The organism is Burkholderia contaminans (assembly GCF_029633825.1).
Taxonomy (GTDB): Bacteria; Pseudomonadota; Gammaproteobacteria; order Burkholderiales; family Burkholderiaceae; genus Burkholderia; species Burkholderia contaminans.
On the sequence record NZ_CP090641.1, the window covers coordinates 2,968,033 to 2,981,157 of the forward strand.

Annotated in this window: 9 protein-coding genes and 1 pseudogene; 8 read left to right on the plus strand and 2 right to left on the minus strand. The window is 68.4% G+C overall.

Translation table 11 applies throughout. The features are described from left to right. Positions 1-21 precede the first annotated feature (21 nt). Positions 22-990 (minus strand): LysR family transcriptional regulator, encoded by a 969-nt coding sequence (locus LXE91_RS31015; protein ID WP_039357229.1) that lies wholly within the window; start codon positions 988-990, stop codon positions 22-24. A 119-nt stretch (positions 991-1,109) separates the two neighbouring features. Here LXE91_RS31015 and LXE91_RS31020 point away from each other — a divergent pair, with 119 nt between their 5' ends. The 8 genes and pseudogenes from LXE91_RS31020 (at position 1,110) to LXE91_RS31055 (ending at position 11,335) form a co-directional block, all read left to right on the plus strand. Continuing rightward, the gene (locus LXE91_RS31020) at positions 1,110-4,649 is read left to right on the plus strand and encodes an ABC transporter ATP-binding protein/permease (RefSeq protein ID WP_039357227.1); all 3,540 of its coding nucleotides are present in this window, start codon (positions 1,110-1,112) and stop codon (positions 4,647-4,649) included. Positions 4,650-5,191: 542 nt separating this feature from the next. Next, the gene (glnH, locus tag LXE91_RS31025) at positions 5,192-5,944 is read left to right on the plus strand and encodes a glutamine ABC transporter substrate-binding protein GlnH (RefSeq protein ID WP_039357224.1); all 753 of its coding nucleotides are present in this window, start codon (positions 5,192-5,194) and stop codon (positions 5,942-5,944) included. 66 nt (positions 5,945-6,010) lie between these two features. Next, positions 6,011-6,667 (plus strand): glutamine ABC transporter permease GlnP, encoded by a 657-nt coding sequence (glnP, locus tag LXE91_RS31030; RefSeq protein ID WP_039357222.1) that lies wholly within the window; start codon positions 6,011-6,013, stop codon positions 6,665-6,667. Beyond that, on the plus strand, positions 6,664-7,392 hold the full coding sequence (gene glnQ / locus LXE91_RS31035) for a glutamine ABC transporter ATP-binding protein GlnQ (RefSeq protein ID WP_039357219.1): 729 nt from the start codon (positions 6,664-6,666) through the stop codon (positions 7,390-7,392). Before glnP ends, glnQ begins: the two co-directional genes overlap by 4 nt. 20 nt (positions 7,393-7,412) lie before the next feature. After that, complete coding sequence (locus LXE91_RS31040; RefSeq protein WP_039357216.1) at positions 7,413-8,462, plus strand: C45 family autoproteolytic acyltransferase/hydrolase; 1,050 nt, start codon at positions 7,413-7,415, stop codon at positions 8,460-8,462. A 15-nt stretch (positions 8,463-8,477) separates the two neighbouring features. Beyond that, positions 8,478-9,812 carry an aspartate aminotransferase family protein gene (locus LXE91_RS31045; protein WP_039357214.1) on the plus strand — a complete coding sequence of 445 codons (1,335 nt, stop codon included), beginning with the start codon at positions 8,478-8,480 and terminating at the stop codon, positions 9,810-9,812. A gap of 32 nt (positions 9,813-9,844) precedes the next feature. Continuing rightward, the gene (locus LXE91_RS31050; RefSeq protein ID WP_039357211.1) at positions 9,845-10,399 is read left to right on the plus strand and encodes a carboxymuconolactone decarboxylase family protein; all 555 of its coding nucleotides are present in this window, start codon (positions 9,845-9,847) and stop codon (positions 10,397-10,399) included. Positions 10,400-10,559: 160 nt separating this feature from the next. Next, a pseudogene (locus tag LXE91_RS31055) lies at positions 10,560-11,335 on the plus strand (extensin). A 95-nt stretch (positions 11,336-11,430) separates the two neighbouring features. Here LXE91_RS31055 and ahpF read toward each other — a convergent pair. Beyond that, positions 11,431-13,029: an alkyl hydroperoxide reductase subunit F gene (gene ahpF / locus LXE91_RS31060; protein WP_039357206.1), complete on the minus strand. Its 1,599-nt coding sequence runs from the start codon at positions 13,027-13,029 to the stop codon at positions 11,431-11,433. Positions 13,030-13,125: the final 96 nt, after the last annotated feature.

The following is a 13,125-nucleotide window of genomic DNA, read 5'->3' on the forward strand; positions in this document are numbered from 1 at the left end:
CATGCGGGCGAGGCCGGCGCGTTACTTGCCGGTCGCGCTGCCCGTGCCGTGCACGAGGCTGTCGTTGGATGCGGGCGCAACGATCGGGCCCGCGATCGGCGCTGCTGCCGCGTCCGCTTCCGCTTCGCGGCGCAGGAACGCGATCAGTGGATCGAGCAGCCGGTGCCGTGTCGACGGGTTGCGGCGCAGCACGAAGCGCCACGACGCGGCGCGCTCGAGGCCCGGCCTCAGTGGCACGAGGCGCCCGCTGCGCAGCTCGGGTTCGATCAGCGGCGCGCGACCGAGCGCGATGCCCGCGCCGCCGACCGCCGCGCCGATGACCTGGCTGAAACTGCTGTAGCGGACGATCTTCGTCTCGAAGTCGCCCGGCAGGCCGAACTCCGTGGACCAGTTGCGCCAGTCGATCTCGGGGCTGTTCTCGTGCATCTCCTGAAGCAGCCGGGAGCGGCACACGTTCACGGAGGCAAACGGATGCAGTTCGGGGCTGCATACCGGGAACACCGTTTCCTGCAGCAGGATGTCGTCGTCGGCCTGTAGCCGGTGCGCGGGCACGTGCACGATCGCCAGATCGACGCCGCTGCGCGCGAAATCCGGTTCGTCGTCGAGCACGACGGCATGCAGCGGCGTGTCGGGATGAAGCGACGAGAATTCCGCGAGGCGGCGTGCGAGCCACATCGCCGAAAACGGCGCGTTGGCGGATACGGTGAGCCGTTGCGCGGTGCCGCGAATTTCCGCACAGGCGTCGGTCAGCCGCGACAGCGCATCGCTGACCGCCGGCAGCAGGCGTGCGCCGGCCGGCGTGAGGCTGATGCCGCCGAGCCCCGTACTGCGTTCGAGCAGCCGCGCGCCAAGCGATTCCTCGAGCGCGCGAATCTGGTGACTGACCGCGCTCGTCGATACGTTCAGTTCCGCCGCCGCGCGCGCGAACCCGCCGAGGCGGACGGCCGCCTCGAAAGCTCGCAATGCGCTGAGGGGAGGGAGGTGCGACATGCGGGGTATTGTAGTTGACTCAACACCCGTTGAAAAATCATCTTTTGCCGCGCACGGGCCGCGCGGGTAGCCTCGATCCGGTCAAGAAAAAACATCATCGGACACGACTGGAGGGCTTCATGTATTTCGACCGACGACTATGGGCAATGATGGCGGGACTGCGCTGGCGGGTTGCCGCGGCCGTCGCGCTCGGCCTGCTCGCGATGGGTGTCGGGATTCTGCGTTTCGTATTTCTCGGCCGCGTGCTGGCGCTGGTCTTTTCCGGCGCGCCGGCACGCAGCATCGGCGAAGCCGTCGTTGCAACCGCGGCCTGCGTGCTGCTGCGCGCGTGGCTCGACCATCGCCGTACGGTGCTCGCGCAGCACACGGCCGGGCGCGTGCAGGCCACGTTGCGCGCGCGGCTGTTCGACCGGATTGCCGCACTCGGCCCCGCGTGGTTCAGCGGCGAACGCACGGGCGGCGTGATGCTGGCCGTCGTCGACGGCGTCGAGCAGCTGCAGACCTTTTTCGGCACCTACCTGCCGCAGCTCGTGATCGCCGCGTGCGCGCCGGTGATGATCTTCGCGGTGCTCGCGTGGTGGGATGTGCCGACGGCCGCGATCCTGCTGGTCGCGGCGCTCGTCACGCTCGCGCTGCCGCAACTCGTGCACCGTGCCGACAAGCGCGCGGCGCTCGCGCGCTCCGCAGCGTTCAAGGCGTTCGGCGAGGAATTTCTCGACGCGGTGCAAGGCCTGCCGACGCTGAAGGCGTTCGGGCAAAGCACGGCGTTCGGCGCGAAGCTGGCCGCGAAGGCGCGCGCGCTGTCCGACAGTACGTTCTGGGTGCTCGCGCTCGGCCTGCTCACGCGGTTCTTCACCGATCTCGGCACCGGCCTCGGCGCGGCCGCCGCGATCGCGGTCGGCGCGTGGCGCGTGCGGCATGGCGACATGAGCCTCGAGGCGCTGCTGATCGTGCTGATGTCCGGCAGTGAAATCTTCCGGCCGCTGCGCGACCTGCGTTCCGTGCTGCACCAGGGGATGATCGGCCAGTCGGCGGCGAACGCGATCCATGCGCTGCTCGATGCGGATAGTCATGCACCGGCCGCCGACGCGCCGCGTGTGACGGGCCTGCGGCCGGAGATCGCGTTCGACGCCGTCAGCTTCGCGTATCCGGGGCGTCGCGCGGACGCGCATGCGGCGCTGAGCTTTTCGGTTCGCGAGGGCGAGACGGTGGCCATCGTCGGGCCGAGCGGTGCGGGCAAGTCGACCATCGTGCGCCTGCTGCTGCGCCAGCACGATGCGCAGGGCGGCGCGATCCGCATCGGCGGCCACGACGTGCGCACGCTCGATGCCGGCCAGGTGCGCGAGATGATCGCGGTCGTCGCGCAGGATGCGACGCTGTTCGACGGCAGCGTGGCCGACAACCTGCGGCTCGGCCGCCCCGACGCGAGCGATGCGGACATGATCGCCGCCGCGCGTGCCGCCAACGCGCACGATTTCATTTCGGCGCTGCCCGACGGCTACGCGACGCGCATCGGCGAACGCGGGCTCATGCTGTCGGGCGGCCAGCGCCAGCGCCTCGCGATTGCCCGCGCGCTGCTGCGCGATGCGCCGATCCTGCTGCTCGACGAGGCGCTGTCGTCGGTCGACGCGGAGAACGAAGCGCTGATCCAGCAGGCGCTCGACCGGCTCACGCGCGGGCGGACCACGCTCGTGCTCGCGCACCGGCTGTCCAGCGTGATCGGCGCCGACCGCATCCTGGTGCTCGACCAGGGGCAGGTGGTCGACGAGGGCACGCATGCGGCGCTGATCGCGCGCGACGGCCCGTATCGCCGGCTGATGGGGCCGCAACTGGAAGCGGTCGCCGAGTCGGTCGGTGCGGCGGCGACGGCCGGCCCGACCGCGCGCGCATCGTCGGGCCCGCAGGTGCGGCCGCTGAACGACGATGCGGCGGAGATCGGCTGGCCGGAAACCCTGCAGACGCTATTGCGCTTCGTGCGTCCGTGGACGGGCAAGGTCGTGCTGACGGTGCTGTTCGGGATCGGCCGCGTGCTCGCGTTCATCGGCGTCGGCGTGATCGGCGCGCTGGTGGTCGGCGCGGTGCCGGGCGGCCACGTGAGCCCGACGCTCGTCACCGCACTGCTCGTGATCGCGCCGTTGGCGGCCGTGCTGCACTGGCTCGAATCCTGGCTCGCGCACGACATGGCGTACCGGTTGCTCGCGGAAATGCGCATCGCGCTGTTCGCGACGCTCGAACGCCTCGCGCCGGCCGGGCTGCTGCGCCGCCGCTCCGGCGATCTCGTGTCGCTCGCGACGCAGGACGTCGAGACCGTCGAGTATTTCTATGCGCACACGCTGGCGCCCGCATTCGTCGCGGTGCTCGTGCCGGCCGCCGTGCTGGTGCTGCTCGCGTCGGTCGCCTGGCCGCTCGCGCTCGTGCTGCTGCCGTTCCTGTCGTGGGCCGGGCTCGCACCGGTGCTGGCGCGGCGTGACGTCGACCGGCTCGGCACCGGCGCACGCGAAGCGCTGGGCCAGCTCGGCGCGCACCTGACCGAAACGATCCAGGGGCTTGCGGAGTTGACCGCGTTCCAGGCCGTCGCGCGCCGGCGCGCAGCGTTCGTGGCTGAGGTCGATGCGTACCGCAAGCAACGCGCGAAGCTGCTCGACGATCTGTCGGCGCAGAGCGCCGCGCTGGAAATCGCGAGCGGGCTCGGCGGGCTGGTCGTCGCGGCGCTGGGCGCGCTGCTGTGCGCACGCGGCTGGTTTCCGCGCGAGTCGTTGCCGCTGCTGGTGCTGGTGGCCGTGGCCGCTTTCATGCCGGTGGCCGAAATCGGCCAGGTCGCGCGCCAGCTCGCCGATACGATCGCGTCGACGCGCCGCTTGCGTGCGCTGGAGAAGGAGCCGGTGCCGGTGACGGACGGCACGCAGGCGATGCCTGCCGATCCGGCCGTGCGTTTCGAGGCCACGTCCTTCACGTACCCGGGCCGCAGCGTGCCCGCGATCGACCGCGTGAGCTTCGAGGTGCGGCCCGGCAGCACGGTCGCGCTGGTCGGTGCGTCGGGCGCCGGCAAGTCGACGGTTGCGAGCCTGCTGCTGCGCTTCTGGGATCCGCAGCAGGGCCGCGTGACGCTCGGCGGCGTCGACCTGCGCGACTTGCGGCTCGACGACCTGCGGCAGCACATCGCGCTGGTTGCGCAGGATACCTACCTGTTCAACGACACGCTCGAAGCGAACATCCGGCTTGCCGCGAGCGATGCGTCCGACGCGGACGTGCAGCGTGCGATCGACCATGCGGCGCTCGGCGACTTCGTCGCGCGGCTGCCCGATGGACTGGCGACGCGCGTCGGCGAGCGCGGCGTGCAGCTGTCGGGCGGGCAGCGCCAGCGTGTCGCGATTGCACGCGCGTTCCTCAAGGATGCGCCGGTGCTGATCCTCGACGAAGCGACGTCCCATCTGGACACGATCAGCGAGCAGCAGATCCGCGCGGCGCTGGAAGACCTGATGACGCAGCGTACGTCGATCATCATCGCGCACCGGCTGTCGACCGTGCGCAATGCCGACCTGATCCTCGTGATGGAGCACGGCAGCGTGATCGAGGCAGGGCGGCATGCGGACCTGATGGCGCGGCAGGGCGCGTATGCGCGGCTCGTGTCGCATCAGGCGAGCGGGGTGGCGGCGTAAGCGACGCTGCATCGGCGCGCGGCCGGCCGATAGGGCCGCGCATATTCCGCAACATGCGTTGAGCCGCGCCGGCGGATGCCGGCATCGCGCGGGCAGCCGCTCCGGCACGACACGGTGCCGTGTCGAAGCGCCGACGATCCGCGCTGACACACCCGCTGACACCCGCACGGGCGGCGGTGGTTGTCGCGCCCCGTCGCGCCGTCATCCCCCTCTCGCGTAATGCCCGGGACGGGAAACCCGCCAGACCAGACCGCGTCACCACCAACCGCTCCCCACGCGCCGCTATCGGCCGGCGCATCACGATCCGGCCGGGCATTTCGCCCCCGGGCCACACGCCCTTTCCTCCGATTTATCCACCCGCGCGCCCCGGGTTTGTCTCGACGCATTTACCTGTTGCGCACTTTTTTGTTGTCGTAGTATCGCCGTTGACAACACTTGTTGCACTAAGGTCTAATTCGACATCGCATGTTGCGGTGCGGCTTGATGTCGTCGTTCCGCCGGCCGCGTGGCCGGCCCATCGCTCAATCATGCGGAGAGAAACCATGAGTCGCCGTTCCTTCCTGAAAGCCGTCGCGGTCGTTGCCGTGCTCGGCGCAAGCCTCGCGCACGCGGACACCAGGACGCTCGTCGTCGGGACCGACACGTCGTTCATGCCGTTCGAGTTCAAGCAGGGCGACAAGTACGTCGGCTTCGATCTCGACCTGTGGGCGGAGATCGCGAAGGACCAGGGCTGGAAATACACGATCCAGCCGATGGATTTCGCGGGCCTGATCCCGGCGCTGCAGACGCAGAACATCGACGTCGCGCTGTCGGGCATGACGATCAAGGAAGAGCGCAGGAAGGCGATCGACTTCTCCGCGCCGTACTACGACAGCGGGCTCGCCGCGATGGTGCAGACCGGCAACACGACGGTCAAGTCGATCGACGACCTGAACGGCAAGGTGATCGCCGCGAAAACGGGCACCGCGACGATCGACTGGATCAAGGCGCACCTGAAGCCGAAGGAAATCCGCCAGTTCCCGAACATCGACCAGGCCTATCTCGCGCTCGAAGCCGGCCGCGTCGATGCCGCGATGCACGACACGCCGAACGTGCTGTTCTTCGCGAACAACGAGGGCAAGGGCAAGGTGAAGGTCGCGGGCCAGCCGGTCAGCGGCGACAAGTACGGGATCGGCTTCCCGAAGGGCAGCGCGCTGGTGCCGAAGGTCAATGCGTCGCTCGTGAAGATCAAGGCCGATGGCCGCTACGCGCAGATCTACAAGAAGTGGTTCGGTGCCGAACCGCCGAAGATGTGAGCGTGACGCCGCAACAGCGCGCGGCCGGGTGGCCGCGCCGGTCTTGAATCGAACGGGGAGCGACAAGTGAATTTCGATTGGTCGGCGATCTGGGCGGCGTTGCCGGACCTGATGGACGGGGTCCGGTTGACGGTGTTCATCGCATTTTTCGGGCTGGTGGGCGGCTTCATCGTCGGGATGATCGCGGGCATGTTCCGCGCATACGGACCAAAGGCGATGAACGTGCTCGCACAGGTTTATATTGAATTGATCCGCGGCACGCCGATCGTCGTGCAGGTGATGTTTTTGTATTTCGCGCTGCCGCTGCTCGCGCATATCCGCATCGACGGCCTGACGGCCGCGATCATCGCGATCACGGTGAATTCCGGCGCGTATCTCGCGGAAGTGGTGCGCGGCGCGCTGCTGTCGATCCCGAAGGGGCTGACGGAGGCAGGGCTCGCGATGGGCTTGTCGATGCCGCGCGTGCTGCTGAAAGTGGTCGGCCCGCTGGCATTCCGGCGCCTGATTCCGCCGCTCGGCAACCAGTGCATCGTGAGCCTGAAGGACACGTCGCTGTTCATCGTGATCGGCGTCGGCGAGCTGACGCGCAAGGGGCAGGAAATCATCGCGGGCAATTTCCAGGCGGTCGAGATCTGGACGGCAGTGGCTGTCCTTTACCTGTTGCTGACCGGCGCCATGACGTTGACGCTGCGGCTCGTCGAAAGAAGGATGCGCATCCTATGAGCATGATCGAATTCCAGAACGTGTCGAAGAGCTTCGGCCACGTGCCGGTGCTGAAGCATATCGACCTGAAGATCGACGCGGGCGAGGTGGTCGTCGTGATCGGCCCGTCCGGCTCGGGCAAGTCGACGATGCTGCGCTGTATCAACGCGCTCGAGAAAATCACCGGCGGCGAACTGCTCGTCGACGGCCAGAGCGTGCGCGGCAACGCGGCGACGATCCGCAACATCCGGCTCGAAGCCGGCATGGTGTTCCAGCAGTTCAACCTGTTTCCGCAGATGACCGCGCTCGAGAACGTGATGTTCGGGCCGATGCAGGTGCGCGGTGCGTCACGCGCCGAAGCGCGCGACCAGGCGATGGCGCTGCTCGACAAGGTCGGCCTCGAATCGCGCGCGAATCATTATCCGTCGGAGCTGTCGGGCGGCCAGCAGCAGCGTGTCGCGATTGCGCGTGCGCTCGCGATCCGGCCGCGGCTGATGCTGTTCGACGAGCCGACGTCGGCGCTCGATCCGGAATTGCGCCACGAAGTGCTGAAAGTGATGCAGGATCTCGCGACCGAAGGGATGACGATGATCGTCGTCACGCACGAGATCGGCTTTGCGAAGCGGGTCGGCACGCGCCTGCTCTTCATGGATCAGGGCGGGATTGCCGAGGACGGCCATCCGGTCGAGCTGATCGACCGGCCGCCGACCCCGCGCCTGAAGGAATTCCTGAAACACGTGTCCTGAACGAAACCGAACCCTCCGACATGCCGCTTTCCCTTTCCCCCGTCATCGCCGGCGCGCCGTTCGACCTCGGCGTGCGCCTCGGCGAGCTCGCCCGGCCCGTGTTCGATGAATACATGCAGCAGAGCAGCGCGTGGCAGGCCGTGCGTCGCTGGCGCGGCCATCCGTTCGTCGCCGCGCTGCGGCAGGCTGCGCTGGCCGCGTATCCGCATCTCGTCGCGGAGCTGGACGGGATCGCGGCGGGCATCGGCTGGCGGGCGGAGGACATCTTCCTGTGGAACTGCCGCGGCGAACTGATCCACAACGCGCCGGATGGCTGCACGACGCTTGCCGGGCGCGACGCTCACGGCACGCGCTGGATCGCGCACAACGAGGACGGCGATCCGTACCTGCGCGAGCGCTGCCTGCTCGTCGACGTGCAGCCGGCGGGCAAGCCCGGCTTCGTCAGCTTCTATTACCCCGGCTCGCTGCCGGGCCATACCTTTGCCGCGAACCGCGCGGGCATCGCGCAGGCGATCAACAACCTGCGGATCCGCACGCCGGCAGCGGGCGTGCCGCGGATGATCCTCGCGCGCGCCGTGCTCGATGCGACGTCGCTCGACGCGGCGGCCGACGTGCTGCGCACGCATGCACGCGCGAGCGGGTTTCATCACACGCTCGGCGCGACCGGCGATGCACGGCTGCTGAGCATCGAGGCGAGCGTCGCGCGCTGTTCGGTGACCGACGTCGCGCGGCTCGCGGGGCACGCGAACCATCTCGTGCACGCCGGCTGCGATGCCGAAGCGCAGATCGTCACGCAATCGTCGGCCGACCGTCAGCGTCGCGTCGACGCGCTGACGCCCGCCATCGACGCGATCGATGAAGCCGCGCTGCGGCGCGTGCTCGGCGATCGCGCGCCGGAAGGGCTGCCGATCTACCGCGACGATCCGGCCGACCCCGACGACGAGAACACGCTGGCCACGGCCGTGTTCGCGATCGGCGCGGCATCGATCGATTTCACCATTCACCAACACGGCACGCAGCGTTTCGCGACGCGCATCGTGCCGTCCGGACGCGCGCACGACGCGTCCTGATCCATGAGGCAACGCATGACGACCGTTTTCCATCGCGCTCCGCGCGCCACCTTGCCCGTTGCCGTCGCAGGCGACGGCATCGAGATCATCGACTCGACCGGCAAACGCTATATCGACGCGTGCGGCGGCGCGGCCGTTTCGTGTCTCGGCCACAGCAACCAGCGGGTGATCGACGCGATCAAGCGGCAGGCGCAGCAGCTGGCGTACGCGCATACGTCGTTCTTCACGACCGACGTGGCTGAAGAACTCGCCGACCGGCTCGTCGCTGCCGCGCCGGCCGGCCTCGAGCACGTGTATTTCGTGTCGGGCGGCTCCGAGGCGGTCGAGGCCGCGCTGAAGCTCGCACGCCAGTATTTCGTCGAGAAGGGCGAGCCGCAGCGCCGCCATTTCATCGCGCGACGCCAGAGCTATCACGGCAACACGCTCGGCGCGCTCGCGATCGGCGGCAACGCGTGGCGGCGCGAGCCGTTCCTGCCGCTGCTGATCGAGGCGCACCACGTGAGCCCGTGTTATGCATACCGCGACCAGCAGGCGGGCGAAACCGACGAAGCTTATGCGCAGCGCCTCGCGGATGAACTCGAACAGAAGATCGTCGAACTCGGCGCGGACAACGTCGCGGCGTTCGTCGCGGAGACGGTGGTGGGCGCAACGGCCGGCGCGGTGCCGCCGGTGCGCACGTACCTGAAGAAGATTCGCGCCGTGTGCGACAAGTACGGCGTGCTGCTGATCCTCGACGAGATCATGTCGGGCATGGGCCGCACGGGCTACCTGTACGCGTGCGATGAAGACGGCGTCGCGCCCGACCTGCTGACGATCGCGAAAGGGCTCGGCGCGGGCTACCAGCCGATCGGCGCGACGCTGGTGAGCGATCGCATCTACCGGACGATCGTCGACGGTTCGGGCTTCTTCCAGCACGGCCACACGTACCTGGGCCACGCAACCGCATGCGCGGCCGCGCTCGAAGTGCAGCGCGTGATCGCCGAGGAGAAGCTGCTCGACAACGTGAAGGCGCGCGGCGAGCAACTGCGTGCATCATTGCGCGAGCATTACGGCGCGCACCCGCATGTCGGCGACGTGCGCGGCCGCGGGCTGTTCGTCGGCGTCGAGCTCGTGCGCGATCGCGACAGCAAGGCGACGTTCGATCCCGCGCTGAAGCTGCATGCGGCGGTCAAGCGCGAAGCGATGCAGCGCGGCCTGATGGTGTATCCGATGGGCGGGACGATCGACGGCGTTCACGGCGATCACATCCTGGTCGCGCCGCCGTTCATTTGCACCGCGCAGCAGATCGATACGATCGTCGAGCGGTTGTCGGGCGCGATCGGCGCGGCGCTCGCGTCGGCCGGCGCGTGACCGTATTCGTCAAACCTAGTCCGGACTTCGCCATGACGAACAGATTGCCTCCGTTCGATCCCGCATCGGCCACCGATGAGCAGAAGGCCGTGCTGGCCGACATTCTCAGCGGCCCGCGCGGCAACCTGAACGGGCCGTTTCTCGGCTGGATCGCGAGCCCCGAGCTGGCCCAGCACGCGCAGAAGCTCGGCGCGTTCTGCCGCTATCGCACGGGCCTGCCGCTGCGCCTGTCGGAGCTCGCGATTCTCGTGACGGCCGCGCGCTGGCGCTCGCAGGCCGAGTGGCACATCCACCATCCGATCGCGCTCGAAGCGGGCGTGCCGGCCGCGACGGCCGACGCGATCCGGCGCGGCGTCGCACCCGCATTCGAGTCGGACGACGATGCGCTGATCCATGCCTTCGCGAGCGAGCTGTACGACACGCGGCGCGTGAGCGATGCGACGTTCGAACGGGCGCAGGCGCGCTTCGGCCACGAAACGGTCGTCAATCTCGTCGCGTTGCTCGGCTACTACGCGCTCGTCGCGATGACGCTGAACACGTTCGGCATGCGCGCGCAAGGGCAGACCGAATTGCCGTTTCCGGAGTAATACCCGTGCGTTGATCGTGCCGGAGCAACTGAGGCGATACGTCTGACGAACGTGTTGCCGACCTGTTCCGGCACAATGCAACCAAATGTATTCATGCGGGATCGACGGCCGATCGCCGCGTATGATGGCTTGTTCACGTCGATATGAGCGGTGAGCAAGCATGACGAGTACCCGCAAGACCTTGATGATCGCCGGTGGGCTCCTGGTAGCCGCGGCCGGCACTGCCTACGTGATGCTCCTGCGTGCGGATCACCGCGCGATCGAAGATGCCGGCATCGGCGATTCGGCTGCGCCCGTTGCCGCGGCGCCCGCAGGCAACGATCACGCGGTGCAGGGCGCCATCGCGCCGCCGGCTCCTGCCGCCGCGATGGCACCGAAACAGGCGGCTGTCGCGCCGCCGCCCCCGCACCGGCGCCTTCTGCGCCGGCCGAAACCGCACGCGTCAGTGCAGCGCCGGCCGTGCCGGTCGTCAGTGACAAGCCGCAGCCGGTGACGAAGCCGAGCGCGCCGCCGCCTAAGGTCACCGTCGTGACCGTCGATGCGCAGGATTCGACCCCACCGTCGCCGCCGTCGGCCGCCAAACCCGCGCAGCAGGCCGCACCCGCACCCGCGCAGGTCACGCAACGCGCGCCGCGCAAGCGCGATGGCCTGGAACGCCACGCGGCCGCAGCACCTTCCGCAACGAAATCCGAAACGCCGGAGACGGCCGCGCTCGTGAGGGAATCGGCGAAGCTCGACCCGTCGTTGCCGCCGCCATCGATGTCGTCGATGCCGTCGATGTCATCGGGCAGCGGTTCGACCCGGCAGGGCAGTTCGTCGTCGGGCGCGAATCCGGTTGCCGCGGCGATGACCGAGCAACTGGTGAGGCAGTCGAGCAATTTCAACTCGGCGTCGTCACCGGCGCCCGCGAACGGCGGCCCGGCCACGACCAAGTAACCGCGATCGCTTCGAGAATAAAAAGGACCCCGCATGCCGACCAAAGCATGCGGGGCCAAGAGAGACAAACTGTCGTGCCGACGGGCTGACGCGCGTTACGCGGCGACCGCTTCCTCGGCCTGCGGCTGCGCGGCGGCAACCGGTGCAACGTCCTGCCGGATCAGGTGGTCGAACGCGCCGAGCGACGCCTTCGCGCCTTCGCCCACGGCGATCACGATCTGCTTGAACGGCACCGTCGTCACGTCGCCGGCCGCGAACACGCCCGGTACCGACGTCGCGCCGCGTGCATCGACGACGATCTCGCCGTGCTTCGACAGTTCGACCGTACCCTTCAGCCACTCGGTGTTCGGCACGAGGCCGATCTGCACGAACACGCCTTCGAGATCGATGCGCTGCGTGTCACCCGAGCGCAGATCCTTGTAGACGAGCCCGTTCAGCTTGCTGCCGTCGCCGGTCAGCTCCGTCGTTTGCGCCTGCGTGACGATCGTCACGTTCGGCAGGCTGCGCAGCTTGCGCTGCAGCACTTCGTCCGCACGCAGTTGCGCGCCGTATTCGATCAGCGTGACGGCCTTCACGATGCCGGCGAGGTCGATCGCGGCCTCGACGCCCGAGTTGCCGCCGCCGACCACCGCGACGCGCTTGCCCTTGAACAGCGGGCCGTCGCAGTGCGGGCAGTACGCGACACCGCGGTTGCGGTATTCGCGCTCGCCCGGCACGTTGATTTCGCGCCAGCGTGCGCCGGTTGCGAGGACGATCGTCTTCGCCTTCAGCACCGCGCCGTTCGCGAGGCGGATCTGGTGCACGTCGCCCGGAATCAGCGCATCGGCGCGCTGCACGTCCATGATGTCGACGTCGTACTGCTTCACGTGCTGTTCGAGCGCGGTCGCGAACTTCGGCCCTTCGGTTTCCTGCACCGACACGAAGTTCTCGATCGCCATCGTATCGAGCACCTGGCCGCCGAAACGCTCGGCGACCACGCCCGTTGCAATGCCCTTGCGCGCCGAGTAGATCGCGGCTGCAGCGCCTGCCGGGCCGCCGCCGACGATCAGCGTATCGAACACCGGCTTGTTCTCGAGCGACTTCGCGGCACGCGCGCTGGCGCCCGTATCGAGCTTCGCGAGGATTTCCTTCACGCTGCTGCGGCCTTGGCCGAACGAGGCGCCGTTCAGGAACATCGTCGGCACGGCCATGATCTGGCGCGACTCGACTTCACCCTGGAACAGCGCGCCGTCGATCGCGACGTGACGGATGCGCGGGTTGATCAGCGACATCACGTTCAGCGCCTGCACGACTTCCGGGCAGTTCTGGCACGACAGCGAGAAATACGTCTCGAACGCGTAGTCGCCGTCGAGCGCGCGGATCTGTTCGATCACGTCGTCGTCGAGCTTGATCGGATGGCCGCCCGTCTGCAGCAGCGCGAGCACGAGCGACGTGAATTCATGGCCCATCGGAATGCCGGCGAAGCGGATGCCGGCCGGCTTGCCGGGCTCGCCGATCGAGAACGACGGCTTGCGCTCGGCGTCGTCGCGGCGTTCGGTCACGGTCACGCGATCCGTCAGCGACGCAATCTCGGTCAGCAGCGCCAGCAGTTCCTGCGATTTCGCGCTGTCGTCGAGCGAGGCGACGAGTTCGATCGGGCGCGTGATCTTTTCGAGGTACGCTTTGAGTTGGTTCTTGAGATTGGCGTCGAGCATGGCGTTTCGGATTCCGTATTGATGATTCTGGTCGGGCACGTCGTGCCGGAGGAGGGCGCGGGCCGCATGCCGCGGCGGCCCGTCATCGGGAGGCTC

Excerpts from the sequence above, each read along its gene's own strand:
- LXE91_RS31015 (WP_039357229.1), bottom strand. The coding sequence starts at position 990 with ATGTCGCACCTCCCTCCCCTCAGCGCATTGCGAGCTTTCGAGGCGGCC.
- LXE91_RS31020 (WP_039357227.1), top strand. The coding sequence starts at position 1,110 with ATGTATTTCGACCGACGACTATGGGCAATGATGGCGGGACTGCGCTGG.
- glnH (WP_039357224.1), top strand. The coding sequence starts at position 5,192 with ATGAGTCGCCGTTCCTTCCTGAAAGCCGTCGCGGTCGTTGCCGTGCTC.
- glnQ (WP_039357219.1), top strand. The coding sequence starts at position 6,664 with ATGAGCATGATCGAATTCCAGAACGTGTCGAAGAGCTTCGGCCACGTG.
- LXE91_RS31040 (WP_039357216.1), top strand. The coding sequence starts at position 7,413 with ATGCCGCTTTCCCTTTCCCCCGTCATCGCCGGCGCGCCGTTCGACCTC.
- LXE91_RS31045 (WP_039357214.1), top strand. The coding sequence starts at position 8,478 with ATGACGACCGTTTTCCATCGCGCTCCGCGCGCCACCTTGCCCGTTGCC.
- LXE91_RS31050 (WP_039357211.1), top strand. The coding sequence starts at position 9,845 with ATGACGAACAGATTGCCTCCGTTCGATCCCGCATCGGCCACCGATGAG.
- ahpF (WP_039357206.1), bottom strand. The coding sequence starts at position 13,029 with ATGCTCGACGCCAATCTCAAGAACCAACTCAAAGCGTACCTCGAAAAG.